Source organism: Sinisalibacter lacisalsi, from assembly GCF_014640115.1.
Taxonomy (GTDB): domain Bacteria; phylum Pseudomonadota; class Alphaproteobacteria; order Rhodobacterales; family Rhodobacteraceae; genus Sinisalibacter; species Sinisalibacter lacisalsi.
Map to the genome: position 1 here is coordinate 442,126 of NZ_BMGI01000003.1, position 26,289 is coordinate 468,414.

General features: G+C 67.3%; 32 protein-coding genes. 11 read left to right on the forward strand and 21 right to left on the reverse strand.

Going from position 1 to position 26,289, the window contains the following annotated elements:
* Positions 1-11 precede the first annotated feature (11 nt).
* From IEW01_RS11640 to IEW01_RS11700, 13 genes are all read right to left on the reverse strand, one after another.
* On the reverse strand, positions 12-1,154 hold the full coding sequence (locus IEW01_RS11640) for an ABC transporter permease (RefSeq protein WP_188527797.1): 1,143 nt from the start codon (positions 1,152-1,154) through the stop codon (positions 12-14).
* On the reverse strand, positions 1,151-1,495 hold the full coding sequence (locus IEW01_RS11645) for a hypothetical protein (protein ID WP_188527997.1): 345 nt from the start codon (positions 1,493-1,495) through the stop codon (positions 1,151-1,153). The genes IEW01_RS11640 and IEW01_RS11645 overlap by 4 nt, the downstream gene beginning before the upstream one ends.
* Positions 1,492-2,034 (reverse strand): nitrous oxide reductase accessory protein NosL, encoded by a 543-nt coding sequence (locus IEW01_RS11650; protein WP_188527799.1) that lies wholly within the window; start codon positions 2,032-2,034, stop codon positions 1,492-1,494. The genes IEW01_RS11645 and IEW01_RS11650 overlap by 4 nt, the downstream gene beginning before the upstream one ends.
* A gap of 63 nt (positions 2,035-2,097) precedes the next feature.
* Complete coding sequence (locus tag IEW01_RS11655; RefSeq protein WP_188527802.1) at positions 2,098-2,703, reverse strand: nitrous oxide reductase accessory protein NosL; 606 nt, start codon at positions 2,701-2,703, stop codon at positions 2,098-2,100.
* A gap of 161 nt (positions 2,704-2,864) precedes the next feature.
* Entirely contained in the window at positions 2,865-3,281 is a 417-nt protein-coding gene (locus IEW01_RS11660; RefSeq protein WP_188527804.1) for a hypothetical protein, read from the reverse strand.
* 149 nt (positions 3,282-3,430) lie between these two features.
* Positions 3,431-4,495: a TRAP transporter substrate-binding protein gene (locus IEW01_RS11665; protein WP_188527806.1), complete on the reverse strand. Its 1,065-nt coding sequence runs from the start codon at positions 4,493-4,495 to the stop codon at positions 3,431-3,433.
* Positions 4,496-4,530: 35 nt separating this feature from the next.
* The gene (locus IEW01_RS11670) at positions 4,531-6,090 is read right to left on the reverse strand and encodes a TRAP transporter large permease (RefSeq protein WP_188527808.1); all 1,560 of its coding nucleotides are present in this window, start codon (positions 6,088-6,090) and stop codon (positions 4,531-4,533) included.
* Positions 6,080-6,577, reverse strand: coding sequence for a TRAP transporter small permease subunit (locus IEW01_RS11675; RefSeq protein ID WP_188527810.1), 498 nt, complete (start codon positions 6,575-6,577; stop codon positions 6,080-6,082). Before IEW01_RS11675 ends, IEW01_RS11670 begins: the two co-directional genes overlap by 11 nt.
* 213 nt (positions 6,578-6,790) lie before the next feature.
* Positions 6,791-8,980 carry a catalase/peroxidase HPI gene (gene katG, locus IEW01_RS11680; protein ID WP_188527812.1) on the reverse strand — a complete coding sequence of 730 codons (2,190 nt, stop codon included), beginning with the start codon at positions 8,978-8,980 and terminating at the stop codon, positions 6,791-6,793.
* A gap of 232 nt (positions 8,981-9,212) precedes the next feature.
* A complete protein-coding gene (locus IEW01_RS11685; RefSeq protein WP_188527814.1) occupies positions 9,213-11,186 on the reverse strand; it encodes an acetoacetate--CoA ligase in 1,974 nt (657 codons plus the stop codon).
* A 93-nt stretch (positions 11,187-11,279) separates the two neighbouring features.
* Positions 11,280-11,480 (reverse strand): DUF2783 domain-containing protein, encoded by a 201-nt coding sequence (locus IEW01_RS11690; protein WP_188527816.1) that lies wholly within the window; start codon positions 11,478-11,480, stop codon positions 11,280-11,282.
* A 4-nt stretch (positions 11,481-11,484) separates the two neighbouring features.
* Positions 11,485-13,095: an FAD-dependent oxidoreductase gene (locus IEW01_RS11695; protein WP_188527818.1), complete on the reverse strand. Its 1,611-nt coding sequence runs from the start codon at positions 13,093-13,095 to the stop codon at positions 11,485-11,487.
* A 23-nt stretch (positions 13,096-13,118) separates the two neighbouring features.
* Positions 13,119-14,069, reverse strand: a complete 951-nt coding sequence (locus IEW01_RS11700) for an MBL fold metallo-hydrolase (RefSeq protein WP_188527820.1) — start codon at positions 14,067-14,069, stop codon at positions 13,119-13,121.
* A 374-nt stretch (positions 14,070-14,443) separates the two neighbouring features.
* On the opposite strand from IEW01_RS11700, the gene IEW01_RS11705 reads away from it, so the two are divergent.
* The 4 genes from IEW01_RS11705 to IEW01_RS11720 all read left to right on the forward strand — a co-directional run bounded on the left by IEW01_RS11705 (position 14,444) and on the right by IEW01_RS11720 (position 17,180).
* Positions 14,444-14,947 carry a type III secretion system chaperone family protein gene (locus tag IEW01_RS11705; protein ID WP_188527822.1) on the forward strand — a complete coding sequence of 168 codons (504 nt, stop codon included), beginning with the start codon at positions 14,444-14,446 and terminating at the stop codon, positions 14,945-14,947.
* 129 nt (positions 14,948-15,076) lie between these two features.
* A complete protein-coding gene (gene proC, locus IEW01_RS11710; RefSeq protein WP_188527824.1) occupies positions 15,077-15,889 on the forward strand; it encodes a pyrroline-5-carboxylate reductase in 813 nt (270 codons plus the stop codon).
* A complete protein-coding gene (locus IEW01_RS11715; protein ID WP_188527826.1) occupies positions 15,886-16,227 on the forward strand; it encodes a tRNA-binding protein in 342 nt (113 codons plus the stop codon). Before proC ends, IEW01_RS11715 begins: the two co-directional genes overlap by 4 nt.
* Positions 16,227-17,180: a 2-hydroxyacid dehydrogenase gene (locus IEW01_RS11720; RefSeq protein ID WP_188527828.1), complete on the forward strand. Its 954-nt coding sequence runs from the start codon at positions 16,227-16,229 to the stop codon at positions 17,178-17,180. The genes IEW01_RS11715 and IEW01_RS11720 overlap by 1 nt, the downstream gene beginning before the upstream one ends.
* Positions 17,181-17,228: 48 nt before the next feature.
* On the opposite strand, the gene IEW01_RS11725 is transcribed toward IEW01_RS11720, so the two are convergent.
* Positions 17,229-17,729, reverse strand: coding sequence for a CIA30 family protein (locus IEW01_RS11725; protein WP_229738222.1), 501 nt, complete (start codon positions 17,727-17,729; stop codon positions 17,229-17,231).
* A gap of 67 nt (positions 17,730-17,796) precedes the next feature.
* The gene (locus tag IEW01_RS11730) at positions 17,797-18,405 is read right to left on the reverse strand and encodes a thymidine kinase (RefSeq protein ID WP_188527832.1); all 609 of its coding nucleotides are present in this window, start codon (positions 18,403-18,405) and stop codon (positions 17,797-17,799) included.
* Positions 18,406-18,816: 411 nt separating this feature from the next.
* Here IEW01_RS11730 and IEW01_RS17855 point away from each other — a divergent pair, with 411 nt between their 5' ends.
* Entirely contained in the window at positions 18,817-18,957 is a 141-nt protein-coding gene (locus IEW01_RS17855) for a hypothetical protein (protein ID WP_438810823.1), read from the forward strand.
* Between the two features lie 154 nt (positions 18,958-19,111).
* On the opposite strand, the gene IEW01_RS11740 is transcribed toward IEW01_RS17855, so the two are convergent.
* Genes IEW01_RS11740 through IEW01_RS11750 form a run of 3 tightly spaced genes read right to left on the reverse strand, consistent with a single transcriptional unit; the run spans position 19,112 to position 20,139 of the window.
* Entirely contained in the window at positions 19,112-19,477 is a 366-nt protein-coding gene (locus tag IEW01_RS11740; protein WP_229738224.1) for a diacylglycerol kinase, read from the reverse strand.
* Positions 19,474-19,833 carry a YigZ family protein gene (locus IEW01_RS11745; protein ID WP_188527834.1) on the reverse strand — a complete coding sequence of 120 codons (360 nt, stop codon included), beginning with the start codon at positions 19,831-19,833 and terminating at the stop codon, positions 19,474-19,476. Before IEW01_RS11745 ends, IEW01_RS11740 begins: the two co-directional genes overlap by 4 nt.
* Before the next feature lie 45 nt (positions 19,834-19,878).
* A complete protein-coding gene (locus IEW01_RS11750; RefSeq protein WP_188527836.1) occupies positions 19,879-20,139 on the reverse strand; it encodes a DUF6455 family protein in 261 nt (86 codons plus the stop codon).
* A gap of 116 nt (positions 20,140-20,255) precedes the next feature.
* Here IEW01_RS11750 and IEW01_RS11755 point away from each other — a divergent pair, with 116 nt between their 5' ends.
* Both IEW01_RS11755 and IEW01_RS11760 read left to right on the forward strand, forming a co-directional pair.
* A complete protein-coding gene (locus IEW01_RS11755; RefSeq protein ID WP_188527838.1) occupies positions 20,256-20,501 on the forward strand; it encodes a DUF8831 family protein in 246 nt (81 codons plus the stop codon).
* Between the two features lie 171 nt (positions 20,502-20,672).
* On the forward strand, positions 20,673-21,914 hold the full coding sequence (locus IEW01_RS11760) for an MFS transporter (RefSeq protein WP_188527840.1): 1,242 nt from the start codon (positions 20,673-20,675) through the stop codon (positions 21,912-21,914).
* An 18-nt stretch (positions 21,915-21,932) separates the two neighbouring features.
* On the opposite strand, the gene IEW01_RS11765 is transcribed toward IEW01_RS11760, so the two are convergent.
* Complete coding sequence (locus IEW01_RS11765) at positions 21,933-22,187, reverse strand: DUF167 domain-containing protein (RefSeq protein ID WP_188527842.1); 255 nt, start codon at positions 22,185-22,187, stop codon at positions 21,933-21,935.
* 59 nt (positions 22,188-22,246) lie between these two features.
* Between IEW01_RS11765 and IEW01_RS11770 the strand changes: the two genes are divergently transcribed.
* Genes IEW01_RS11770 through IEW01_RS11780 form a run of 3 tightly spaced genes read left to right on the forward strand, consistent with a single transcriptional unit; the run spans position 22,247 to position 24,676 of the window.
* Positions 22,247-23,362, forward strand: coding sequence for a class II histone deacetylase (locus tag IEW01_RS11770; RefSeq protein WP_188527844.1), 1,116 nt, complete (start codon positions 22,247-22,249; stop codon positions 23,360-23,362).
* Between the two features lie 49 nt (positions 23,363-23,411).
* Complete coding sequence (locus IEW01_RS11775) at positions 23,412-23,990, forward strand: nitroreductase family protein (RefSeq protein ID WP_188527993.1); 579 nt, start codon at positions 23,412-23,414, stop codon at positions 23,988-23,990.
* Positions 23,990-24,676 (forward strand): EI24 domain-containing protein, encoded by a 687-nt coding sequence (locus IEW01_RS11780; protein WP_188527846.1) that lies wholly within the window; start codon positions 23,990-23,992, stop codon positions 24,674-24,676. The genes IEW01_RS11775 and IEW01_RS11780 overlap by 1 nt, the downstream gene beginning before the upstream one ends.
* Before the next feature lie 69 nt (positions 24,677-24,745).
* Here IEW01_RS11780 and IEW01_RS11785 read toward each other — a convergent pair whose 3' ends face one another.
* Entirely contained in the window at positions 24,746-25,027 is a 282-nt protein-coding gene (locus IEW01_RS11785) for a DUF1467 family protein (RefSeq protein WP_188527848.1), read from the reverse strand.
* Positions 25,027-25,431 carry a methylmalonyl-CoA epimerase gene (mce, locus tag IEW01_RS11790; RefSeq protein ID WP_188527850.1) on the reverse strand — a complete coding sequence of 135 codons (405 nt, stop codon included), beginning with the start codon at positions 25,429-25,431 and terminating at the stop codon, positions 25,027-25,029. Before mce ends, IEW01_RS11785 begins: the two co-directional genes overlap by 1 nt.
* A gap of 139 nt (positions 25,432-25,570) precedes the next feature.
* On the opposite strand from mce, the gene IEW01_RS11795 reads away from it, so the two are divergent.
* Positions 25,571-26,287, forward strand: coding sequence for a response regulator (locus tag IEW01_RS11795; protein ID WP_188527853.1), 717 nt, complete (start codon positions 25,571-25,573; stop codon positions 26,285-26,287).
* Positions 26,288-26,289 lie beyond the last annotated feature (2 nt).

Here is a 26,289-nt window from a genome sequence, read left to right on the forward strand (position 1 = left end):
CCGGGGGCCTTTCAGCGCATGACCTGGTCGGGGTCGGCGGCGGCGACGCGCCAGACCGGCACGAGGGTGGCGGCGGTATAGGGCAGCACCGTGATCAGGAAGAGTGCCGCGATCTGCACCCCGTCGAACCGTGGGGTGAGCGCGAAATCGGGGTAGATCACAGACCAGCCCTTGAGGATCGGCGCAAAAAGCCCGGCCTTGAAGGCGAAGACGTGCAGATAACCCGTCAGCGTGCCGATCAGGAAGGCACCCACCGAGATCAGCGCGCCCTCCCATAGCTTCATCGCGATCACGTCGGTCATGTTCCAGCCCACCGCCTTCAGAATGCCGATCTCGCGCGCCTCTTCGGCCGACAGGCCCGAGGCCTTCTCGGCGGCGAAGATGGCGAAGGCCAGCAACGCGGCTGCCGCGAGCGCGACCATGATGCCCTCGCGCCACGAAAACAGCTTCTGGTAGGTGCGCGAGATGTCGTCGCGGGTGATGAAGCGCGCCTCGGGCAGAAGCCTGCCCGCCTTGGACATGATGGTTTCGATCTCGCGCGGGTTGCGCACCGTCACGGCGATATCGGTATAAACCCCGTCGGGCAGGCGAAAGAAATCGCGAAAATCCGCCTCGTTCAGCAAGATGAGGTCGGTCGAGACGAGGGCGCTTTCGGAGCTCAGGCGCTCCACCACGTCGAAGCGCACGAGGTCGCCGGGCTGGCGGCTGAGAAACAAGGGCGCGGTATCCCAGAACATCCCCCGCGCGCGGGGCACGCCCTCGCCGATCATCGCCTCGCCGGGGGCCAGCGCGCGTTCGGGATCGAGCGGCACCATCAGGGTGTAATTCGCGCCGTTGACGCTGTCGTAGAAATAGCCCCAGAGCCGGCCCTTGGCGCGGGTGACGCCGCGAATGCCCGCGAGCGCCGCGATGGCATTGCCCTCGATCATGTCGTGCCGGCCCATCACGAGGTTCTGCACGATGAGCTCGGGGGTCTCGGCCAGCACCGTGTCGGCCTCGTGGCGCAGCGCCGAGGAAAACAGCAGCGCCGAAGCGACGACGAAAACGACGAGGGCATAGATCGCCACGAGTCCGATGTTCTTGCCGCGCCGGCGGGCGAGGGCCGCGAGGGTGTAATCGGCCAGCGCGCGCTGGCGGCGGAAGGCGGGGGTCATCGCGCAACCTCGCTTTCATCGAAGCCGAGTGTGCCCCGGCCGAAATTGCGGTTGAGCGGTGCGAAGGTGCCCGAGGGAAAATGCTCGAAGGCCATGGGATTGTCCTGAAACGGCGAATGGAGGTCGGCCATCGCCGGGTGGCGGGTGTAGCGCGCCTCGGTGAACAGCGCGAGATCGGTCAGCCCGACGTGGCGCACCAGCGCGGCGGAAGCTTCCATGCGCGCCTGACCGGGAGTCTGCGAAAGCCCCGCGTGCAGGGCCGCGAGCGCAAGCCCCGCCGCGCCGGCACCCAGCAGCGCAAAGGCGATGCTGGAGCGCCTGAACCGGGCGCGCGCGGTCATTCGAAGCGGCCGGCATCGAGGCCGGTGAGCATCTCGCCGGTGACATCGCCAAAGGTGACGAGCCGTTCGCCGCGATGGTCGCGCATGTAGTCGGTGGCGTCGGCTTCCGTCATCAGTGGCACCAGTTCGTGCCCCATCGGGCCGAGCACGTCGGAACCGATGGCATAGAGCGCGTCCTGAGCCGCCACCAGTGCGAGGCCGTAATACTCCGTCACCCCCATGCCGGCGATCTGGTCGCGACTGCGGCCGGGAGCGTATTTTTCGAGGTCGTCGAGGTATTTGAAGAAGTCCTTCGCGCCGTCGAAATGCACCGCCTCGCCGTCGTCCCACAGCACGGTGGCGACCCATTCGGGATACTTGGCGACGAACATGCCGCAGACCGGGCAGGTATCGCGCGGGCCGGGCGGGGGCAGGTCCATCGGCGCGGCGGCGGCGCGGACGGAGCGGGGGGCCAGCCCAACGCCCGCCACCAGCGCGGCGGAGGAGAGCGTGGCAAGCAGGCGCCGACGGTCGGCGCGGTGATCGGGTGATTGGCACATGGTCAATCCTCGCGTTCAGGGAAGGGGCCGCCCCGGGGCATGGTCCGGGGCGGCGGGCTTGGCTCAGTCGCCGGAAGCGGCGCGCGCCTTGCGCTCGGCGCGGCGGGCGCGGATGCGGATGGTATCCTCGGCCATGTCGGCGAAGGCCGCGCGCAGGGCGTCGTCGAAGCCCACAACGCGCGCGCCCTCGGCTCCGGCGGCGGCCGCCTCGGCCTTGGCGGCATCGCCGTAGGCCCATTTCGAGGTCGCCGTCATCGTGCCCGGCTTGGCGGGGTCGATGACGTAGGCCATTTCCGCCGTATCGGCGAGCGGCTTGAACTCAGCTTCCGCGCCCGCATCGCCGGCGTAGATCGTCTTCGGCCCGCGATCCATGTTGATCGACAGGCTGATCGCGGCGCAATGCAGCGAGCAGGTGCCGTCGACGGTGTCGTCGTCGTAGACGATCAGGTGGCGGGTGTGGCTCCACTGCTGGCGCACCATGCCGCAATAAGGGCAGCGGGGATATTTCTCGAACTCGTTTTCGAGCGGGGCGGTATCGACCTTGAGGAAACTGGCGGGGCCGTTCTCGGCCGTCCAGTCCCACGGGGTCTGCATCTGGGCGTTGGCCGCGCCGCTGGCGGCGAAGAGCGTGCCCGTCGAGGCGGTGAGAAGGAAATGGCGTCGTTGCATCATGCGTTCCTTTCGCGATGTCGCGGCGCCGCTCGGGGGAACCCCGGGCGGTCTGGCCGTGATCTTGCGTGTTGTCTGAAAAGGCTTCGCCGTTGGCGCCCCGTGACCGGGTGCTGTGGGCCGGGCGGGTCGCCGGGACGAAGAAACGGACCCTCTAAGGGTCAGGAACGCATGGCAGGCGGTGCCCGGATCGGCCGGTTGCCGGGGAAGCGCAAGGCGGCGGTATCCGCGCCGGGCGCGAATTCCCAGGCCATGTCGAGGGGGACGAGTGCGAAGCCGGGCAGCGCCATGGCGGGCGGCTCGCCAAAGGCCATGACGGAGGCGTTTTCGCAGATCGGGCACGCATGTGCGGGATCAACCGGCCCGTCGCCGATGGCGATCACCTCGATGCCGTTGCCGGTGCAGATTTCGAGAAACCCGAAGCGGGCGTCGGGCGCGCCGCTGCCCGTGGCCTTTGCCGCCATCGCGCCGATATGGTCGGCGTAGAACGCGAATTGCACCAGCATCGCGAACAGCGCGGCGACGCGGGCGATCGGGCCCGCGATGGCGTGTAACGATATCAGGCCGCGCGCCTGCATCGGGTGCTTTCTCCCCGCGTCGGTTTCTGAATCAAGGAGTAGGCGGCGGGGATCGGCGGCTCAATCCGCCAATTGGTCGCAAGCCGTGGCGGCTTTTGCGCTGTGGGCGGCGAGGGAGCCTTTCCCTCGCCGCCTTGTGCTTGAGCGCCTCAGGCGCGCTGGGCGAACATCGGGGCCTTCACCGCGATGCCGTAGGGGCGCGCGAGCGCGAGGAAGGCGTCGTAGCTTTCCTTCACCATGGCGAAGTCGGGGTTCTTGGCCGCGTTCTCTTCCATCACCTCCGCCGAAGCCGTCTTCAGCGCAGCGACAACCTCGTCGGGGAAGATGCGGAACTCGGCGCCTGCGTCCTTGAGTTGCTGCATTGCGGTGGCGTTGAAATACTCGAACTGGGCCAGCGTTTCGGTGGCCGCCGCTTCGGCCGCGTTGGCGAGGATCGCCTGGAGGTTGGCCGGCAGGCTGTCCCACGCGTCCTTGTTGACCACCACTTCCAGGCCGGCGGAGGGCTCGTGGAAGGCGGGCATGTAGCAGTAGTTGGCCGCCTTCTGAAGTCCGAAGGCCTGGTCGAGCAGCGGGCCGACCCATTCGGCGGCGTCGATCGCGCCCGACTGGAAGGCCGGGAAAATCTCCTGCGCCGGCATCAGGATGGCATTGACGCCCACCTTGCGCATGGCCTCGCCACCAAGGCCGGCAATGCGCATGTTGAGCCCGGCGAGATCGTCGAGGCTGTCGATCGGCGTCTTGAACCAGCCCGCCGCCTGCACGCCGGAATTGCCCGAGTAGAGCGGCACGAGATTGCGCTGGGCATAGAGATCGTTCCACAACTCCTGCCCGCCGCCGTAGCGCAGCCAGCCGGTGGTTTCGGCGGCGGTGAGGCCGAAGGGCACGGCCGAGAAGAAATGCACCGCCGAGTTTTTCGAGGCGGCGTAATAGGGCGTGGAATGGCCAATTTCGGCGGTGCCCTGTTCGACGGCGTCCTCGACGCCGAAGGGCGGCACCAGTTCCCCGGCCGAGAATACCTTGAGGCTCATCTGGCCGTCGGTCATTTCTTCCACCCGCTTGGCGAAGGTGGTGGCGTTGGTGCCCACGCCCGGAGCTTGCGCCGGGAAGGAGGTGGGAAGGCGCCACTCGATCTTGCCCTGGGCGATGGCGGGGGCGGCGAGGGCCGCGGCGGGGGCCGCGAGGGCCCCGGTTCTCAGAAAGTCACGACGCTTCATGGTATCCTCCTGTTGGAAGCGGCGCGCCCTGCCGGTCAGAACAGGACGCCGGGAAGCCATGTCGCCAACGCGGGAAACATGGCGAGAATGGCGATTGCGAGGAGTTGTATCACGACGAAGGGCACGATGGCCCGATATATATCGCCGGTGGTCAGACTCCGTGGTGCAACCGAGCGGAAATAGAACAGCGCAAAGCCGAAGGGTGGAGTGAGAAAGGACGTCTGCAGGTTCATCGCGATCAGGATGGCGAACCAGACGGGGTCGATGTCGGCCTGCAGCAGGACGGGGCCGATGATCGGGATGACGATGAAGATGATCTCGACGAATTCGAGGATGAAGCCGAGCAGGAAAACCACCAGCATGGTGATCGCCAGCATGCCCCATGCGCCGCCGGGCAGGTTGTGCATGACATCGGCAACCATCTCGTCGCCGCCGAACGCGCGAAACACCAGCGAGAGGATGCTCGCGGCGATGATGATGCCGAAGATCATGCCCGAAACGGTGAGCGTTTCGGTGATCGCCGGTATCAGGATCCTGGCTCTCACGAGTGCGATCGCCGCCGCGAGAAGGCCCGCGCCCAGAAGGCCGAGGAGGCCCACGGCGACGAGTGTGCCGGGGGTCGCGACGAGCAGGCCGGCGGTAAACTCGACGCCGACAAGGCCGTAGTGGCTGGCGGCGAGCAGGGCCAGGGCCAGCGTCGCGGTTGCCAGCGCAATCCAGCGCAGGCGGGCCGAGATCTGGGCCGCGGCAACGAGCATCGCGCCGGCGACGCCCACCCCGGCGGCCTCGGTCGGGGTGGCAAGGCCCATCAGGATCGAGCCCAGCACCGAAATGATGAGAGCCAGCGTCGGCAGGATGCCCGCGAGCGTATCGGCGAGCGACATGTCGGGGCCGGGGGGCGGTTCGACCGCCTGCGGCGGCTTCGTCGCGCGGAGCCGCCATGCCACGTACAGCGCGTAGAGCGCGACGAGCATCAACCCGGGCAGCATCGCGCCGGCGAAAAGGTCGCCCACCGTTACCGGCTCCGGTGCGAAGTTGCCCACCGCCTGCTGCGCCTCGATATAGGCGTTGGACACCTGGTCGCCGAGCAGGATCAGCACGATCGAGGGCGGGATGATCTGGCCCAGCGTGCCACAGGCGCAGATCAGCCCCGACGAGGTGCGCTTGTCGATCCCGGCGCGCAGCAGGGTGGGCAGGCTGATCGTGCCGAGCATCACGATCGTCGCGCCGATGATGCCGGTGGACGCCGCGATCAGCGCGCTCACGACGATCACCGAGAAGGCGAGCCCGGTGGGGGTGCCGCCGAACAGCCGGTTGATGTTGGTCAGCATCCGTTCGGCCTGCTTCGAACGGTCAAGCAGAACGCCGACGAGCACGAAGAGCGGCACGGCGATGAGAAGGGGGTTTTGCATCGTGCCGAACACGCGCTGCGGCACCGCGCCGAAGTAGCCCAGATCGAAATGGCCAGCCTGGCTTGCGAGCAGGGCCACGGCGGTGGGCACGCCGGCGATCACCAGCATCACCGGGATGCCCGAAAGGATCCCGGCAAGCACCGCGACCGTCATCGCCACGAGCCAGAGAAGTTCAGGGCTCATCGTGCCCCTCCTTGCCGTTGCGCCCCCGGACGATCTCGATCACCGCGAGCAGGATGATCAGGCCGCACATCACCAGAACCATGGTCTTGACCAGGAACAGGCCGCCCAGCCCGCCGGTTTCACGCGAGCCCTCGAAGATCGCCCATGACCGGGCAACGTGGGGCCAGGCGTTGTAGAGCATCAAGCCGAAGACCGGGAGGGTGAAGACAAGATGCCCGGCGCGGTCGATCAGGCGGTTGGTGCGCGCGGAATAGCCGGCGCGGAAGATGTCGACGCGCACATGGCGGTCGCGCTGCATCGCCAGCGGGATCGCGAGCACGACGATGGCGGAGAAGGAATAGGTGACGAGATCCTGCAATTCGAGGAAGCCCACGCCCATCACGTATCGCATGAAGACAACGATGATCTGGGTTGCAAACATCAGCCCTAGCAAGGCGATGCACAGCGTAAGGGTTGCCCGCATGAGCAGATCGGCAATCCTTGTCATCCCTGGTCCCCCCACCTGTTTGCGCCGCGCGGTTCGCGCATGGCGCAACGCTCTCGGCCCTGTGATCGGCCAGATACCGCATGGGATCAACCGGTTTTCCGATCGGGCAGGGCTGAAAACGCGAAGCGGCGCCTCATCCGGGGAAGAGGCGCCGCTCGGGATTTGTGCACCCGGACGCCGGCAGAACCAGCGTCCGGGCCGGGTTTCGCCGGATCAGGCGAGGTCGAAGCGGTCGGCGTCCATCACCTTGGTCCAGGCCGCGACGAAATCGTTCACGAACTTTTCCTTGGCGTCGTCCTGGGCATAGACTTCCGACAGCGCGCGCAGCTGCGAGTTCGAGCCGAACACGAGGTCGACTCGGCTGGCGGTCCACTTCACATCGCCGGAAGCGCGGTCGCGGCCTTCGAATTCGTCGCCATCCTCGTCCAGCGGCTTCCACTCCGTGTCCATGTCGACGAGGTTCACGAAGAAGTCGTTGGTGAGGGTGCCCACGCTGTCGGTGAAGACACCGTGCTTGGAGCCGCCGACGTTGTTGCCGAGCACCCGCAGGCCGCCCACCAGCACCGTCATTTCCGGCGCGGTCAGCCCGAGAAGCTGCGCCTTGTCGACAAGCATCTCTTCGGCCGGGATGGTGAACTTCGTGCGCGCCCAGTTGCGGAAGCCGTCGGCCTCCGGCTCCAGCGGCTCGAAGCCCTCGACATCGGTCTGCTCCTCGGTCGCGTCGCCGCGCCCGGTGGTGACCGGCACCGTCACGTCGAAGCCCGCGTCATCGGCGGCCTTCTCGATCGCCGCCGCACCGCCGAGCACGATCAGGTCGGCGAGCGAAACGTCGAAATCGGCGTCCGACTGGATGCCTTCGAGCACGCCCAGAACCCTCGCCAGCTGCTCCGGCTGGTTCGCTTCCCAATCCTTCTGCGGGGCAAGGCGGATGCGTGCACCGTTGGCGCCGCCGCGCTTGTCGGAGTTGCGGAAGGTCGAGGCCGAGGCCCAGGCCGTCTGCACCAACTCTTCGACGCTGAGGCCAGAGCCGAGGATCGCGCCCTTGAGCTTGTCGATCTGCGAGTCGGTCAGCGGCTTGCCCGCCGGAATCGGATCCTGCCAGATCAGGTCTTCGGCGGGAACCTCCTTGCCGAGGTAGCGCGACTTGGGGCCCATGTCGCGGTGGGTCAGCTTGAACCACGCGCGGGCGTAGGCGTCGGCGAACTCCTCCGGGTTCTCGAGGAAGTGGCGCGCGATCGGCCCATAGATCGGGTCGTAGCGCATCGACATGTCGGCCGTGGTCATCGCCGGCGGGTGCTTCTTGTTGGGATCGAACGCATCGACCACCATGTCTTCCGGCTCGACGTCCTGCGCGATCCAGATATGCGCGCCGGCGGGCGTTTTGCTGAGCGCCCACTCGTATTTGAACAACACCTTGAGGTAGCCCATGTCCCAGGTCGTCGGGTTGGGTTTCCACGCACCTTCGAGGCCGGAAGTGATGGTGTCTTCCGAGTGGCCCTTGCCGTGCGACGAGATCCAGCCGAGGCCCATCTGGTGGATCGGCGCGGCTTCCGGCTCGGGGCCAACAGCATCTGCGGGGCCGTTGCCGTGCATCTTGCCGAAAGTGTGCCCGCCCGCCGTCAGCGCCACGGTTTCATAGTCGTTCATCGCCATGCGGGCGAAGGTCTCGCGCACGTCGCGGCCCGACGCTTCGATGTCGGGATTGCCGTCGGGGCCTTCCGGGTTGACGTAGATCAGGCCCATCTGCACGGCGGCGAGCGGGTTTTCCAACTCGCGATCGCCGGAGTAGCGGCTGTTTTCCTGGTCCGAGGTGGCGAGCCACTCGGTTTCGGCACCCCAGTAGATGTCTTCCTCGGGCGAGTAGATGTCTTCGCGGCCGCCGGCGAAGCCAAAGGTCTTGAAGCCCATGGATTCCATGGCGACGTTACCAGCAAGGACGTAGAGGTCGGCCCAGGACAGGCTGTTGCCGTACTTCTTCTTGATCGGCCAGAGCAGGCGGCGGGCCTTGTCGAGGTTGCCGTTGTCGGGCCAGGAGTTCAGCGGCGCGAAGCGCTGGTTGCCGGTCGAGGCGCCGCCACGACCATCGGCGGTGCGGTAGGTGCCGGCGGCGTGCCAGGCCATGCGGATGAAGAGACCGCCGTAGTGGCCGTAGTCGGCCGGCCACCAATCCTTGCTGTCGGTCATCAGCGCGGTGAGGTCGGCCTTCACGGCATCGAGGTCGAGCTTCTTGAATTCCTCGGCGTAGTTGAAGTCATGGCCGAAGGGGCTTTCCTTCATCGTGTGCTGGTGCAGAACGCGCAGGTTCAGCTGGTTCGGCCACCAGTCGCTGTTCGAGCGCTGGCCGAAGTTGGTGGTGCCGTGGGCAACGGGGCAGCCGCTGGCCTTGGGATTGCTACCGTCCATTTGAATCTCCCTTTCATTGTTGATCGCGAATGTCTTCCCCACGCGAAAACGCGGGGGATTGCGAACGGTCAGGCTTCATGCGGGAAGGATAACATGCCGGGGCGGATTCGTCGGGTGCTTCCGCACCCATTTTCCGCCTTCTCCGGCCAGTCCTCCTCCGCTATGCGCAGACCTTAGCAGACCGCAGCTATAGGAAAAAGTTGGATGTAATAATCATTTCGATTACTTTGGATTATGGATTTTCCTGTTCCGCCGAGAGATCGGGGAAAGCGTCAAGCGCCTCGGGGTTGTCGAGCGCGCCAAGGTTCTTCACCTCGCGCCCATGCACCACATCCTTCACCGCAAGCTCGGAGATCTTGCCCGACTTGGTGCGGGGAATATCGGGCACCTCGAGGATTTCGGCGGGCACGTGGCGCGGTGACGAGCCGGCGCGGATTCCGGCCTTGATCCGGGCCTTGAGATCGTCGGTGAGCGCCTGCCCCTCGGCCATGGCCACGAACAGAACCACGCGCTGATCGCCGCCCGCGTCGTGGCCGATCACCACCGAATCGCGCACCTCGGAGAATTTCTCCACCTCGGCGTAGATCTCGGCGGTGCCGATGCGCACGCCGCCGGGGTTGAGCGTTGCGTCGGAGCGGCCGTGGATGATGAAGCCGCCCTGTTCAGTGCGTTCAGCATAGTCGCCCTGGCACCAGACGCCGGGGAACAGATCGAAATAGGCCTTGCGGTAGCGGCTGCCGTCTTCGTCGCCCCAGAACCCCAGCGGCATCGACGGGAAGGCCGCCGTGCAGACAAGCTCGCCCTTCTCCCCCGGCGCGGCGGGGGAGTTGGGCGCGGTCCAGACGTCCGCAGCCATCGCAAAGCCCGGCCCCTGGATCTCGCCGGAGTAGACAGGCGCGGTCGGGTCGCCGCCGACGAAGCAGGAAACGATGTCGGTGCCGCCCGAGATCGAGGCGAGATGCACATCAGCCTTCACCGATTCGTAGACATAGGCGAAGCCTTGCTCCAGCAGCGGCGAGCCGGTGGAGAAGATCGTGCGCAGGGCGGCGAGGTCATGGCTCTGCATCGGCGCGAGATTGGTCTTGCGCAAGGAGTCGATATACTTGGCCGAGGTGCCGAAATGGGTGAAGCGTTCGGCTTCGGCGAAATCCCAGAGCACCCCCGGCCCGGGGGCGAAGGGCGAGCCGTCGTAGAGCATCAGCGTGGCCCCGCGTGCGAGGCCCGAGGCGAGCCAGTTCCACATCATCCAGCCGAGCGTGGTGAAATAGAACACCCGGTCGCCGGGCTTGATGTCGCCGTGCAGCGCCAGTTCCTTGACGTGCTGCAGCAGCACCCCGCCGGCGCGGTGCACGATGCACTTGGGCGCGCCGGTGGTGCCGGAGGAAAACAGGATGTAGAGCGGATGGTCGAACGGCAGGCGCTCGAAGGTGAGGGGGACGGCGGCGTGCGGCGTCTCGAAGGCGGCGAAGCTTTGTGCCCCGTCCAGGCCCGCGGCCACCGCCTCGGCCTCGCCGAGATAGTCAATCACCACCGTATGCGTGACGCTGGGCAAGCCCTTCTGGATCTCGGCGAGCTTACCCGCGATCTCGATGCGCTTGCCGTTGTACCAGTAGCCGTCGGTCGCGAAGAGCACCTTCGGCTCGATCTGTGCGAAACGATCGAGCACCGCGCGGGTGCCGAAATCGGGCGAGGCGGAGGACCAGATGGCGCCGAGCGAAACGGCGGCGAGCATGGCGGCGATCGCCTCGGGGCGGTTCGGCAGCAGCCCCGCGACGCGGTCGCCCGGGCGCACCCCGGCGGCGGCAAGCGCCTGCTGCAGCTTCGAGACATGCGCCTCGAGCTCACCCCACGTCCAGCGCGCCTCGGCCTTGTTTTCGCCGCGGAACACCAGAGCTTCCGCCTGCGGATCGCGGTTGTCGCCCATGGTCAGGAGGTTCTCGGCGAAGTTGAGGTGCGCGCCGGGGAAGAAGCGTTCCCCCAGCATCCCCTTGCCGGTGATGAAGGGCGCGTCACCCTTGTCGCCGATCACGCCATAGACATCCCAGATCGCCGACCAGAAGGCCTCGCGGTTTGCCACCGCCCAATCGCGCAATTCGGCCCCGGATTCGAGCACCTCTCCCTCAAGCGCCATCAGCGCGGCATTGAAACGCGCGATCTCGCTGGCGTCGATGCGGGCTGGCGACGGGGTCCAAAGTGGCTGGCTCATCTGCGGCGGCTCCTGCGGTTGGAATATGCGCGCGACGATAACCGAGACAGCCGGCTGCCGGCCACCCGGTTTTCGTCGCCAGGCATGTGCGCGTCAGCCCTTCGCGGTGGCCCGCGCGGTGCGCAACGCCTCGGAAAGCACCTCGCGCTCGCCGATGTGGTTGGCGAGGATCAGGATCAGCCGGGCGTTCAACGCGTCGCTTTCCTCTTTCGAAAGCCCTTCGTGGGTGTCGATGAGGTCGGCATAGAAATCGTCGGCCCCGGCGATGTTGGGGGTGAGGATGAGCTTGCCCATGGGATTATTCCTTTCCGGTGGCGCGGCGCAGCGCCTGGCGAACCTGCGCCTCGTCATACTCGGGGAAGCGCGCCGCGACGTGCTGATCGGGGCGGATGAGATAGACGGCCGATGCCGCATCGCCAAGGTAACGCGCCGCAAGCGCACCGGTCGGGTCGTCCTTGGCCGAAAGCGCGAGGCGGGTGGCGGTGATGCCGTCTTCCTCGATCTGGTCCGGCGCCTCGGCGTCGATGGTGAGCAGGGTGAACTGGCCGCCAAGCCTGTCGAGCAGGTAGCCCTTGCCCAGCGGGGCGTCGGGGCAGGGCGAGCCGGGCCGCGCGCGCGCCGGTCCGTCGAGTGCGTCGGGGGTGTTGAGCGGCGAGCCGTCGTAGGTGCAGGGCACCGAAAGCCGCCCCGAGTTCACGAAGGGGCGGGCGAATTCGTGATGCTCGGCGAGATCGAGGACGGCATCGCGGAAGATCCGGCTGGTGTCTGACTTCGGGGTGATGAAGTCGGTCGAGCGGGTGGAATTGAGGATGTTCTCGTCGGCGCCGTAGACGCGCTCGGCATCGTAGCTTCGCAGCAGGCTTTCGGGGGCCTTGTCCTCTATGACAAGTTTCAGCTTCCACGCCAGGTTGTCGGCATCCTGCAACCCCGAGTTCGCGCCGCGCGCGCCGAAGGGCGAAACCTGGTGCGCAGCATCACCGGCGAAGATCACCCGGCCCTCGAGGAACCTTTCCATCCGGCGGCACTGGAATGTGTAGATCGACGACCATTCCAGCTCGTAGGCGACATCCTCGCCCAGCATCTCCTTGAGCCGCCTGTCGATGTTCTCGGGCTTCAACTCCGCCTCGCGGTCGATGTCCCAGCCGATCTGGAAGTCGATCCGCCAGACGTTGTCGGGCTGCTTGTGCAGGAGCGCCGACTGGCCCCGGTTGAAGGGCGGATCGAACCAGAACCAGCGTTCGGTCGGGAAATCGGCCTCCATGATCACGTCGGCGATCAGGAAGTTGTCTTCGAACACCTGTCCGACGAACTCCATCCCCAGCATCCGGCGGATCGGCGAGCCGGCGCCGTCGCAGGCGATCAGCCAGTCGGCTTCCAGCTCGTAGGGGCCATCGGGGGTGTCGATCTCCATTTTCACGTGATCGGAATGGTTGCCGATGGCGGCGACCTTGTTGCCGCCCCGAAGCTCGATCGGCGCGCCTTCCGCCTGCAACTCGCGCAGGCGGTCGATCATGTATTCCTCGAAATAGTATTGCTGGAGGTTGATGAAGGCTGGGCGGCGGTGGCCCTTCTCCGGCAACAGGTTGAACTCGTAGATCTGCCGCTCGTCGAAGAAGACCTTGCCGAGCTCCCATTCGACGCCCTTCTCGACCATCCGCTCGCCGCAGCCGAGCCGGTCGAGGATTTCCAGCGGTCGCTTGGCAAAGCAGATCGCCCGGCTGCCGAAGGAAACCCTGTCGTTGTCGTCGAGCACCAGCACCGGCACGCCGCTCTGGGCGAGGTCGATCGCCGCGCCGAGGCCAACGGGGCCCGCGCCGACGATCACCACGGGATGGCGCACCGCCTCGTTCGCGTCCTGGTCGGGAGAGCGTTCGTAGGGATAGAGGGGAACTTCGAAGATCTTGTTCATGGCGGGTCTCCCTTGGCCTCGGCTCAGCCCTGCAGGGCCTCCCACATCTCGATATCGCGCTGGGCGGTCCAGATGCGGGGGGTGTCGATGCCGCGGGCCTCGTCGTAGGCGCGGGCGGCGTTGAAGGGCAGGCAATGCTCGTAGATCGCGTAGTCGGCGAACTTCGGGTCGCACTCGGCGCGGATCGCGTCCCAGGCTTCCTTCAGCGTGCCGCCGCGCGCGGCCACCTGCACCGCGGGGCGGTAGGTGCTTTCGAGGAAGTCGCGGGTCAGGTCGATGGCGTTGTTGACCATCTCCGAACCGATCAGCGCGTCGCCGCGTCCCGGCGCGATGGCGGCGAGATCGAAGCCGCGGATGCGTTCGAGCGTTTGCGGCCAGTCGGCGAAATGGCCGTCGCCGCAGTAGCAGGCGGAGTGGTATTCCACGAGGTCGCCGGTGAACATCACGTTCTCGTCGGGCACGTGCACCACGATGTCGCCCGCCGTGTGGCCGCGCCCGAGGTGCATCAGGTCAACCCGGCGGTTGCCGAGATACACCGTCATCCTGTCGGTGAAGGTGGTCGTCGGCCAGGTCAGCCCGGGGATGCTCTCGTGGCCTTCGAACAGGCGCGGGAAGCGCTGGAACTCGCTGTCCCAGTCTTCCTGCCCGCGTTCCACCACCATCCCGCGCGCCTTGGCCGACATGATCACCTGCTCCGCCCCGAAGGCGGAAGCGCCCAGCACGCGGACCGCGTGGTAATGCGTCATCACCACGTGGGTGATCGGCTTGTCGGTCACTTCGCGGACCTTTTCGATCACCTTGTTGGCGAGCCGCGGCGTGGCCTGCGCCTCGACGATCATCACGCTGTCGTCGCCGATGATCACGCCCGAGTTCGGATCGCCCTCGGCGGTGAAGGCCCAGAGGCCCTTGCCGATCTCGGTGAAGCTGATCTGTTTTTCGCTCATGTCGCCTTGCGAGGCGAAAGCCTTGGCCATGTCGTTTCTCCCTGATTCGGCGCCCGGAGCCATGGGCCACGGGCGCAGCTTACACTGTCGCGCTTGTGGATGCCGCCCCAAGGGATGCGCAGGCGGGGCGCGAGAGTCAAGCTTCGTTTCAATTGCAACAAAACGCATGGATCAATCCGGCGCCGTTAGCGGTCGAGGATGCGTGATTTGTGCAAGCCGCGAGTCGCCAACCGACTCGAATCGCTCCGAAATCGCGAATTCTGGGATTTCTTCTTTACAGGAGTCAACGAATATCACACCATATTTCGTAGGGATGCGGCGCGATAGACGCCAAACCCGGTAGAGGCACCGAGTCCTAGCGGAATCTGCTTTGTTGGGGCTCATGCGAGCAGAAGGGGACAGCCATGGCGGCGACCGAGCACTACCTCGAACATGACGACTTGCACCCGATCGACATCGTCGAGCACCTTGCCGAACACCACGCCTGGGATTTCGACCGTGTCGCCGATGACCAGATCGCGATGGCGGTCGAGGGGCAATGGCGCACCTACTCGATCACGCTGGCCTGGAGCCCGTTCGACGAGACCCTGCGGCTGATCTGCACCTTCGAGATGGAGCCCCCCGAAGACAAATTGCCCAAGCTTTACGAGGCGCTGAACCGCACCAACGACATGTGCTGGGCCGGGGCCTTCACCTACTGGCACGAACAGCGGCTGATGGTTTACCGCTACGGCCTCGTTCTGGCCGGCGGCCAGATGGCGGGATCGGAACAGATCAACCGGCTGATCGGGGCGGCGGTATCGAACTCCGAGCGCTTCTACCCCGCCTTCCAGCTTGTCACCTGGGGCGACCGCGACGTCGAAAACGCGATGCAGGTCGCCATCGCCGAGGCCTACGGACGGGCCTGAGTTTTTCATGCGACGGCGGGTGAAACCGCTGCGAACTTGCGCCCTCCCTTCGTGGAGGGCGTTTCTTTGCGCACGGCTTTTCCCCGCGCCCTGCGCGGGGTAGGGTGCCGGCGAAACATGGGGGAGACGATGTCGATGGATGATCTGAGGGCGCGGGGGCTGGTGCTGCTGGGTTGCGGCAAGATGGGGTCGGCGATGCTGGAGGGCTGGCTGGCCGACGGTCTGCCGCCGTCCTCGGTCTGGGTGATCGACCCGAACCCGTCGGACTGGCTGAAATCCACCGGCGTCACGATCAACGGCGATCTGCCCGAGGCCCCGGCCATCGTGCTCGTCGCGGTCAAGCCGCAGATGATGGGCGAGGCGCTGCCGGTGCTCGCAGGTTTCGGCGGCGGCGGCACGCTGTTCGTCTCGATCGCCGCCGGCACCCCGATCTCGGCCTTCGAGGCGGCGCTGGGCGCGGGCACGCCGATCGTGCGCGCCATGCCCAACACGCCCGCCGCCGTGGGGCGGGGCATCACCGCGATTGTCGGCAATGCCTATGCCGGTGCGGGCGATCTCGACCTTGCCGAAGAGCTGCTCGGCGCGGTCGGGCAAGTGGTGCGGCTTGAAGGCGAGGACCAGATGGACGCGGTCACCGCCGTCTCGGGTTCCGGCCCCGCATACGTGTTCCACCTGATCGAAACGCTGGCGGCGGCGGGCGAGGCGGAAGGGCTTGCGCCCGATCTGGCCATGGCTCTCGCCAAGGCCACCGTTGCGGGCGCCGGGGCGCTGGCCGAGGCGGCCAGGGAAACCCCCACGCAACTGCGCGTCAACGTCACCTCGCCGGGCGGCACCACGCAGGCCGCGCTCGAAGTTCTGATGAACGAGGGCGATGGCTTCCCCGCACTCCTGCGTCGCGCCGTGAAGGCCGGCGCCGACCGCAGCCGGGAGCTTGGCAAATGACCCCCGAGATCGGTTTTGAAGACTTCCTGAAGGTGGATATCCGCAAGGGCACCATCGTCGATGCCCAGCCCTACCCGGAGGCGCGCAAGCCCGCGCTCAAGCTCTGGGTGGATTACGGCCCCGAGATCGGGGTGAAGAAATCCTCGGCCCAGATCACGGTGCATTACGAACCCGAAAGCCTGATCGGCAAGCCGGTGCTCGGTGTGGTCAATTTTCCGCCGCGCCAGATCGGCAAGTTCATGTCGGAGGCGCTGGTACTGGGGCTGCCGGACGAGGCGGGCGAGGTGGTGCTGATCACGCCCGACAAGGATGTTCCGAACGGCGCGCGGATGTTCTGATGAAGAAGATCCTGATCACCCGCCCGATGCCCGATGCGGTGGTCGTGGCGCTGGCGAAAGCCCACAAGGTCGCGGTGCGCGACGATCTTCAGCCGATGAGCCGCGACGAGTTGATCGCCGCGCTTGCCCGGTTCGACGCGATCCTGCCCACCATCGGCGATGCCTTTTTGGCCGAGATTTTCGCCGCCGCGGGCGAGATCCGCGCGGGCCTGCTGGCGAATTTCGGCGTCGGCTACAACCACATCGACGTGACTTCGGCCCGCGCCCATGGTGTCGAGGTGACCAACACCCCCGGCGTGCTCACCGACGCCACCGCCGACCTCGCGCTCACGCTTCTCCTCGCCACAGCGCGCCGGGCGGGCGAGGGCGAGCGGATGCTGCGGGCGGGGCTTTGGCAGGGCTGGCACCCGACGCAACTGCTCGGCCAGCACGTCACCGGCAAGCGGCTCGGCATCGTCGGCATGGGCCGGATCGGGGAGGGGATCGCGCGGCGGTGCCATTTCGGCTTCGGCATGGAGGTGGCCTATCTCAACCGCTCGGAGAAGGTGCTCGATTTCCCCGCGCGGCGGGTGGACACGCTGACCGCGCTGGCCGCGGATGTCGATTTTCTCGTCGTCGCCGTGCCGGGCGGCGCCGAGACCCGGCACCTGATCGGTGCGGAGGTGTTCTCCGCGATGAAGTCCAGCGGCATATTGGTCAACATCGCGCGGGGCGACGTGGTGGACGAGGCCGCGCTGATCGCCGCGCTCGAGGCGGGCGAGATCGCCGGGGCCGGGCTCGACGTTTACGAGAACGAGCCGCAGGTGCCGGAAGCGCTGCGGGGTATGGAAAACGTCACCCTCCTGCCGCACCTTGGCTCGGCCACGCTGGAAACGCGCACCGCGATGGGACTGCTCGCCGCCGACAACATCCTGGCCTTCCTGGCCGGTGAGCCGCCGATCAGCCCGGTTTGAAGGCGCGCACGAGCTAGAATTCGCGCGCCGTGCCGGGGTGATACGGCCTCACTCCCAGCCGATCCAGTCGACCGAAACATCCGCTTCATGGTCGTGCCCGAAGGCCGCCACCGCCACCGAGCGCACCGAGGCGGCCGACGGGGTGGCGCGGACCATCCTCGTGGACGGCTTGAACGCGTCGAGTGGAATGCGGACCAGCTCCCAGTCCGGGCCGGTGGGAAAGGCGGCCTGGTAATAGTGCCAGGGCAGCAGGGTGCCCCCGGTGCGCAGGTGCACGAAGTATTGGTCGCCGTTGCCGCGCACGCGCAGCACGAGAGCGCTGGCATCATCGGGCAGGCGCTCGGGCAGCTTCAGCCGGGCCTGGATGAAGCCGCCGTTGTTGGCGGTGGAAACGGTGCCGGTGAGCCGCAGGGCGCCGCCGTCGAAGGCCACGCCCCCGGATGAAACCCCACCCATCACCCGGTCGGAGAAGAAATCCCAGCGCTGGTCGGGCGCTCCGGCGAAATCTTCGATCTCGGTGGCGTGGGCTGGCAGGGTGGAGAGGGTCATGGCGAGGATGATGGCTTTCAATGAGGCGTGTTTCATGCCCTGTCTACGCGCGCATGTTTGCGGTGGATCACTCTGCTGCCGGGCGGCCCTTTCCCTCGCGGTCGCCCGTCGCTTCGCGCCAGTGTTTGCGGCACAGGCTCACGTAGGCCTCGTTGCCGCCGATCTGCACCTGGTCCCCGTCGGTGATCACCTTGCCGGTGCCATCGGTGCGCACCACCATGGTCGCCTTCTTTCCGCAATGGCAGATCGTGCGCGCCTCGCGCATCTCGTCGGCCAGCGCCAGCAGGGTGGCGGAGCCGGGAAAGAGCTTGCCCTGGAAATCGACGCGCAGACCATAGGCCATGACCGGCACACGCAGATCGTCGACAACGCGGGCGAGTTGCCAAACCTGTTCGGGCGTCAGGAACTGCGCCTCGTCGATGAAGACGCAGGCCACCGGCCCGGCCTTCAGCCGCGCCTCGATCCGCGCGAACATGTCGTCGCCGGCCTTGAATGTATCGGCCTCGGCCTCGATGCCGATCCGCGAGCCGATCTTGCCCGCGCCGGCTCGTTCGTCGAGCTTCGCGGTGACAAGGTAAGTCTCCATGCCCCGTTCGCGGTAGTTGTAGGCCGCCTGCAGGAGCAGCGTCGACTTGCCCGCGTTCATCGTCGAATAATGAAAATACAGCTTGGCCATGGCATCCCGTAGCGCCACGCCGCGCCCGGATCAAGCCCGCTGCGGGCGCGGGCGAAACAGAGAGCGGGGAGCGGCGGTGGCCGAAAAAACCAGAGGCCGCAGGCGTTGCCGCCCTTGGGATGGAACAAGCCTCATTCACCTTTGAGCGCCACGGCGCCGCTGCCGGCCCGCGTGGCGGACCGACCCCGCCGCGAAACGCACGGCAGGCCCCACTCAACCCAACGCTGCACGCGCCGGATACTGGTTACACACCGTCTGGCGACGGTCACATTCGACAAGTCATCCACATCGAAGTGAATAAATGGAAAAGGATCGGCGATTTCCCCGCATCGAGGTGTTGGCGCGGGCAAAATGGCGAGGAAACGGTGTCGCCGTGGTTGGCAGCTATCGCAACGAGCACACCGAAGGCTGGTGAAGGACGGGGGAATCGAGGCCGCCCGCGCGTTGGCCGGCAAGTCGAAGGCCACCATCGGGCGGTATCACTCCGATTCGGGCAAACTCGCCGACCGCTTCATGTCGATCGACACCGGTCGTCGCCCTTCGCGGTGCTGATGCCGGATTGGCAGCAATCCATCGAGGACGGGGTGATCACGATCAAAAGAGCCAAGCGGCTTCTGCGCAAGACGCTGGACCTGCAGCGGGTGCTCGGCGAGATGAACCTGCGGCTTGAAGACGAGACGACTTCGGACAGCGTCCGTCTCTGGGCCTATCCGCCGACCAGGCGCGCGAGGATCACAACCCAGCCCACGCCGCCCGCGATGGCGGCGAGCGCGACGGCGGCGGAGCCGGCATCCTTGGCGCGGCGGGCAAGGTCGTGGTGGTCGCGCGAGATCAGATCGACGACGCGCTCCACCGCGGTGTTGATCAACTCCATCGCCAGAACCAGCACCCCGAGTGGCAGGATCACAAGGCGCTCGGTGGCGCTGAGCGGCAAGAGCAGCGCGGCGAGGCTGGAAAGCGCCACGATCACCGTCCAGAACACCAGCGAAGGCTCATGCGTCCAGGCGTCGCGCCAGCCCGCCCATGACCAGACGCAGCGGTTGACGAAACGCCGCCACTCGCGCGCGATCACGTCGTCGGCTCCCGGTGTGCGAGGTAATGGTCCACGGCGTCGGCCACGCGGCGGAAGCGGTCGCCGCCGAGTTTCGTGCCGCCGAACCAGCGGGTGACGACAACCACGTGGCCTTCGAGCCCCGCGCCTTCGAGCTTGCGCAGGATCACCGCGCCGGCCCCGGCCTCGCCGTCGTCGCCCTTGGCCGGGCCGTCCGGCAACAGCGCGGCCCAGGAATTATGGGTCGCCTTGACGAAGGCCTTGCGGCGGGTCAAGTCCTTGAGAAAGGCGCGCACCGCCTTGCGGTCGGCCACCGGACCGCCGGACACGGCATAGCGTGAGCCACGATCGGTGATGATCTTGTCGAAGACCTGCATCTTTCCTCCCCGCGGCATAATGCCTCCGGGGGCCGGGCTCGGCAATCAGTAGCTGTCGCGCAGGTGTTCGAGCAGCGACTTGTTCATGCACAGTCCGGGAGCCTCGTCCGAGCCGGCGGCGTGCTCCTCCAGCCAGATCTCGCAGCCCGATGGGTCCGGGCATTGCATGCATTTCCTGACTGCGCGTTCAAGCTGGGCGCGGCTCAGCCGCGTTAGATCAACCTCGAGATCGAGATCGAGCCCGAGAACGTCGGCCATCCGGCCGAGCAGGTATTCGTGATAGGTGCGGTGCGCTGCGTCGCTCATGTATGCCTCCGGGGCGGGAGCAAAGCCGTCTGGTGCGCGCGATTCCTTGATCGAGATCAAATTGGCGGGGTGAATTCGTGGTTCCCGGCGGAAGCTTGCCGGCGTAGGCTGCCCCCATGTTCACCATCGAGCACGAATTCGATTCTACCGTGATCACCCTCGTCGACGAGGGCAGGCCGCACCTTGGCGAAGACGTGATCATCAATGCCTTCGACGATTGCGTGACGCTCGAACAGCACGAGCCGACCACCGACCGGGTGATGCGCGTGACCCTCTCGATGAGCCAGCTGCGCGATCTTGCCGCCGCGCTCGATCTGCCGGAAGGGGTCTACAAACTGGTGCGCGACAACGGGGCAGACTGAGGCGCGATCCCGCACCCTTGCCGCGACCGCAGGTTTGCGCGCGACCGGTCTGATCCGTGAGCGACCGCCGGGCGTAAAGCACCCGGAAGGATTGCAGATGTCGGCCGTGACCGCTTCACCACAAGGCGATAGGGCCAGAGGGCCGCTCCGTGGCGCGCCGTGGGTGTCCTCTTGGTAAAACGAGCCTCCCGCGAGGGCGTGCCGGCCTACGCCGTCTTTGCCGGCGTGCTCGCGGCGGCGGGGCTGCCGATCTACATTCACGCGCCCAAGTTCTACGTCGACGAATATGGCGTCGGGCTGGGTGCGCTCGGCGCGGTGCTCTTCGCGCTGCGGTTTCTCGACGTCGTGCAAGACCCGGCCCTGGGCTGGCTCTCGGGCCGCCTTGGCCGCTGGCGCTGGGCCGGTGTTGCCTTCGCCGCGCTGGTGATGGCGGGCGCGATGATCGGGCTTTTCGCCGTTGCGCCACGCACCGCGCCGCTCATCTGGTTCGCGGCGATGCTGGCGCTCCTGTTCTCGGCCTTCAGCTTTCTCAACATCACCTTCTACGGCGTCGGCGTTGAAAAGGTCGCCCGCGCGCATCGGGTCAGCCACGTCCGGCTGGCCGCATGGCGCGAGACCGGCGCGCTCCTCGGGGTCTGCCTCGCGGCGATCGCGCCGACGCTGCTGGCCGGGCTCAGCGCCACGCCGTTCGCGGTTTTCGCGCTCGGATTCGCGGTGGCGACACTCATCGCGGCGGTGCTGATGCGGCGCGAATGGGTTGCCAGCCGCCCCCCGGCAGGGTTCGAGGTGCTGGCGATCCTGCAGGACCGCGCGGCGCGGCGCCTGCTGCTGATCGCCTTCGTGAACGCGGCACCGGTCGCCGTGACCTCGACGCTGTTCCTGTTCTTCGTCGAATACCGGCTGGAAGCGCCCGGCTACGAGGGGCCGCTGCTGGTGCTGTTCTTCCTTGCCGCCGCGGTCAGCGCCCCGGGCTGGGGCATGGCCGCGGGGCGCTACGGCGCGCGCCGGGTGCTGATCGCGGGCATGGTGCTCTCGATCCTCGCCTTCGGTTTCGCCGCGACCCTCGGCGCCGGTCACCTGGTGGCCTTCATGCTCGTCAGCGCCGCCTCCGGCGCCGCGCTCGGGGCCGATATGACGCTGCTGCCCGCGCTGTTCGCCCGCCGGGTCGAGGGGCTTGCGCACGATCCGGCGCAGGCGTTCGGGCTGTGGAGCTTCGTGTCGAAACTCACGCTGGCGGTGGCGGCGGTCACGGTGCTGCCGCTGCTCGACATGGCCGGGCTGGTTGCCGGCGAAGCCGCGCCGCAAAGCGCCTTGACGACGCTGACGCTGCTTTACGCGGTCCTGCCCTGCGTGCTGAAACTGGTCGCCGTTGCGCTGCTGGTGACCAGCGAGGAGACGGCGCAAGCGGCCTGAAGCCCGGCGGCCGGCGCTTCAATCGAGCCGGAAGGTTTTGTCGCGCGAGGTGGCGCCGCGCGTCAGCGTCAGGCTTGATTTCGGCACCCCGAGGGCATGGGCGAGGAGCTTGACGACGGCGGCGTTGGCCTTGCCGTCTTCCGGCACGGTGGTGACCGACACTTTCAGGCCGGTTTCGCCCTCGGTCACCGCGTTGCGCGCGGCCCTGGGCGTGACGCGAACGGCGATCTCCGCGCCGGGAATGACGAGGTGGGCGAGGGCGGCCTTTTTCATGGCCCGAGTTTCGCCGGAGGGTCTTGCGGAAGCAAGAGGAGGCGGGCACTGTGCCGCCCATGCGCAAGACCGGATTTTTCTTCGATGAGCGGTGCTTCTGGCACGGGGGTGGGCACTTCGCGGGGATGTTGCCCGTGGGCGGGTTGGTGCAGCCGCAAGTGGGCGGCGGACTGCCGGAAAGCCCCGAGACCAAGCGGCGGTTGAAGAACCTCGTGGAGGTGACGGGCCTGATGCGCGATCTCGACGCGCGCGGCGCCGATCCGGCCAGCCGGGATGATCTCGAACGGGTGCACCCGGCGGCCTACCTCGATGCCTTCAAGGCCGCCTCCGACGCGGGCGGCGGCGAGATCGGCCAGCGCGCTCCCTTCGGTCCCGGCGGCTACGAGGTCGCCGCGCTCTCGGCCGGGCTGGCGAAGGCCGCGCTGTTCGCCGTGCTCGAGGGTGGGCTCGACAATGCCTATGCGCTCTCGCGCCCGCCGGGCCACCACGCCTTGCCGGACATGCCGAACGGCTTCTGCCTGATCAACAACATCGGCGTGGCGGTGCGCGCGGCGCAGGCGGCGGGGCTCGCCCGCCGTGTGGCCGTGCTCGATTGGGACGTGCACCACGGCAACGGCACCGAGGCGGTGTTCTACGATGACCCCGACGTGCTCACGATCTCGATCCACCAGGAGCGCAACTACCCGCTCGACACCGGCGAGATCGAGGCGCGCGGCGAAGGCGCCGGGCTTGGTGCGAACATCAACATTCCGCTGCCTCCGGGGGCCGGCCACGCGACCTATATCGAGGCGATGGAGCGGCTGGTTCTGCCCGCGCTCGAGGCGCATGGGCCGGAGGCGATCGTGATCGCCAGCGGCTACGATGCCGCCGCCGCCGATCCGCTCGGCCACATGCTCGCCCATGCCGCCACCTTCCGCGAGATGACGCGGATGGTGATGGATGTGGCCGACAGGCTCTGCGCTGGCCGGGTGGTGGCGGTGCACGAGGGCGGCTACGCCGACTGGTACGTGCCGTTCTGCGGCCACGCGGTGATCGAAGAGCTTTCGCGCAGCGACAGGACGGCGCCCGATCCGATGGCGGCGACCTATGCCATCCGCCAGCCCAACGCGCGGATGCAGGCGGTGTTTTCCGATCTCATCGGCGAATACGCAGCCTATTTCGCCCGGCCTGCTTGACCTCATCGGCGCTTGCCCCGACATGGAAGGCGACGCACAGGAGGGACGGATGCCCGAGAAGAACCAGGCCGCGCTCGATTTTCTGCTCACCCGCCGCTCGCGCCCGGCCAAGACCTTGACCACGCCGGTGCCCGACCGGGCGGGCCTGATGCCGATCCTCACCGCCGCCGCACGCAGCCCCGACCATGGCAAGCTCGAACCCTGGCGCTTCGTGGTGTTCACGCGCCCGGCGCTGGAGCGGCTTGGCAGGCTGGCCGTGGAGCGCGGCGCCGCGCTGGGCATGGACCCCGACAAGATCGAGAAGGCGCGCTGCCAGTTCGCCGATTCGCACCTCGCGGTGGCGGTGGTGTTCTCGCCGGTGGAGTCGGAGAAGGTGCCACATGTCGAGCAGCTCTATTCCGCCGGGGCGGTTTGCCTTGCGCTGCTGAACGCGGCGCTGGCCTCGGGCTGGGGTGCGAACTGGCTCTCGGGCTGGGCCAGCCACGATACCGATTTCGTCTGCCAGGGCCTCGGGCTCGAGGCCCACGAAAGCGTGGCGGGGTTCATCCATATCGGCACCGAGCGCGCCGTGCCGCCGGAGCGCCCGCGCCCCGATCTCGACGCCAAGACGACATGGCTGGAGGCATGATGTTTTCGGATTTCTTCAAGGCCCTCGGCCAGTTGCCCGACCCGCGCTTCCGCCGGGTTCTGCTGCTCGGCCTCGGCCTCACCATCGCGCTGCTCGCCGGGGCGACGGTGCTCTTCGCCTGGCTGGTGGGACTGTTCGTGCCCGACAGCGTTGCGCTGCCCTGGATCGGCGAGATCGGCTGGCTCGACAGCGTGGCAAGCTGGGCCACGGTGCTCCTGATGCTGGTGCTCTCGGTGGTGCTGATGGTGCCGGTGGCGGCGGCCTTCACCGGGATTTTCCTCGATGACGTGGCCGAGGCGGTGGAAGACCGGCACTATCCGGGGCTTGAACCCGTCGGCCATATCCCGGTGCTGGAAACCTTGCGCGACTCGACCGCGCTGATTGCGGTGACCGTGGCGGTCAACCTCGTGGCGCTGATCCTGCTGCTGTTCGTCGGGCCGCTCGCGCCGGTGCTGTTCTGGGCGGTGAACGGCTACCTGCTGGGGCGGGAATTCTTCCAGATGGCGGCGTTGCGGCGCGAGGGCCGTGAAGGCGCGAACCGGTTGCGCCGCCGCCACGCGGGCCAGATCTGGTTTGCCGGGACGCTGATGGCCGTGCCGCTCTCGGTGCCGCTCGTGAACCTCTTCATTCCCGTGCTTGGCGCGGCCACGTTCACGCACATGTATCACCGCCTCGCCGGGCGGTGAGGGCGGGAGCGGGGGCCAGCCCCCGCACCCCCGAGGTATTTCTGGACCCAAGAAGCAGGCGCGGTGCGCCTAGTTGGGGACGCGCTCGCCGAGCACGCCCATCCAGTCGAGGCTTTCCACGCTGATCAGCCCGGTGATGATGATGGCAATGACGATGCCCCAGATCGGGATCGTCCAGAGCGTGACGATCCCGATGGTGCGGCGCAGGCGGAAATTGGCAGGCGCGCCTTCCGGCGTGCCGGGCACCACGTCGCCGGCGTCAGCCTGGCTGCGAGCGCGGATCGGCAGCACGACGAACATCGTCATGAACCAGATCACCACGAAGAGAACGGCGGCGCCGGTAATGGACATCAGACCTGCTCCAGTTCGATCAGCGTGCCGTTGAAATCCTTCGGGTGCAGGAACAGCACGGGCTTGCCATGGGCGCCGATTTTCGGCTCGCCGGTGCCCAGCACGCGCGCGCCCTGATCCTTCAGCCGGTCGCGGGCGGCGAGGATATCGTCGACCTCGAAGCAGACGTGGTGGATGCCGCCCGAGGGGTTCTTTTCAAGGAAGCCGGCGATCGGGGAATTCTCACCCAGCGGGTAGAGCAGCTCGATCTTGGTGTTGGGCAGGGTGATGAACACCACGGTGACGCCGTGATCGGGCTCGTCCTGCGGCGCACCGACATCGGCGCCAAGCGTGTCGCGGTATTGCGCGGCGGCGGCTTCGAGATCCGGCACCGCGATGGCAACGTGGTTCAGGCGTCCGATCATCTGCGTCTCCTCCAGGCTCCCCGGCGCTTATGCAACGGGTGCAGCGCGCACGCAAGTCTGGCCGGCTCTGGCCTGCGGGGATGTTAACCGGGTGTTAGCCAGTTCTGTGCTTGGCTCGGGAGTGGAAGGGAGACATCGCATGAGCGACGACAGCAAAGGTTACCCGGGCCAGCCGCTGCCCACACCCGAACGGCCGCTTCAGGGAATGACGGTTCTCGTTGTCGAGGACAGCCGCTTTGCCTCGGAGGCGATCCGGCTTCTGTGCCTGCATTCCGGCGCGCGGGTGCGCCGGGCCGATTGCCTTGCGGCGGCGCACCGGCACTTGGCGGTGTATCGCCCCGGCGCCGTGATCGTCGACATGGGGTTACCCGACGGGTCGGGTGCCGATCTCATCGCCGCGCTGCACGCGGCGCGGCCTCGGCTGCCGGTGCTGATCGGGATGAGCGGCGATCCGGGCGCGGAGGCGGCGGCGCTGCAGGCGGGGGCGGACGGGTTTCTCGCCAAGCCGGTCGAGAGCGTGGCCCTGTTCCAACAGGCGATTCTGCAGCACAGCCCCGAGCGGTTGGCGCCGCTCGGCCTGCGCATGGTGACGGCGGAGCGGGTGGTGCCCGACCCGGTGGCGCTGGCCGACGATCTGGCGCATGTTGCCGAGATAATGCGCCGCGACGACAACGCCGCGCTCGATTATGCCGCGCAGTTCCTTGGCGGGGTGGCGCGCAGTGCGCATGACGCCGGGCTGGAAGCTGCGGTCGACAGGCTGCGCGAGGCGCGCCGGGCGGGGCGCAGCGCGCACGGCGACGTGGTGCGGCTGGCGGGGATCATCGAAGCGCGCCTGGCCGCGGCGCGCGTGGTCTAGGC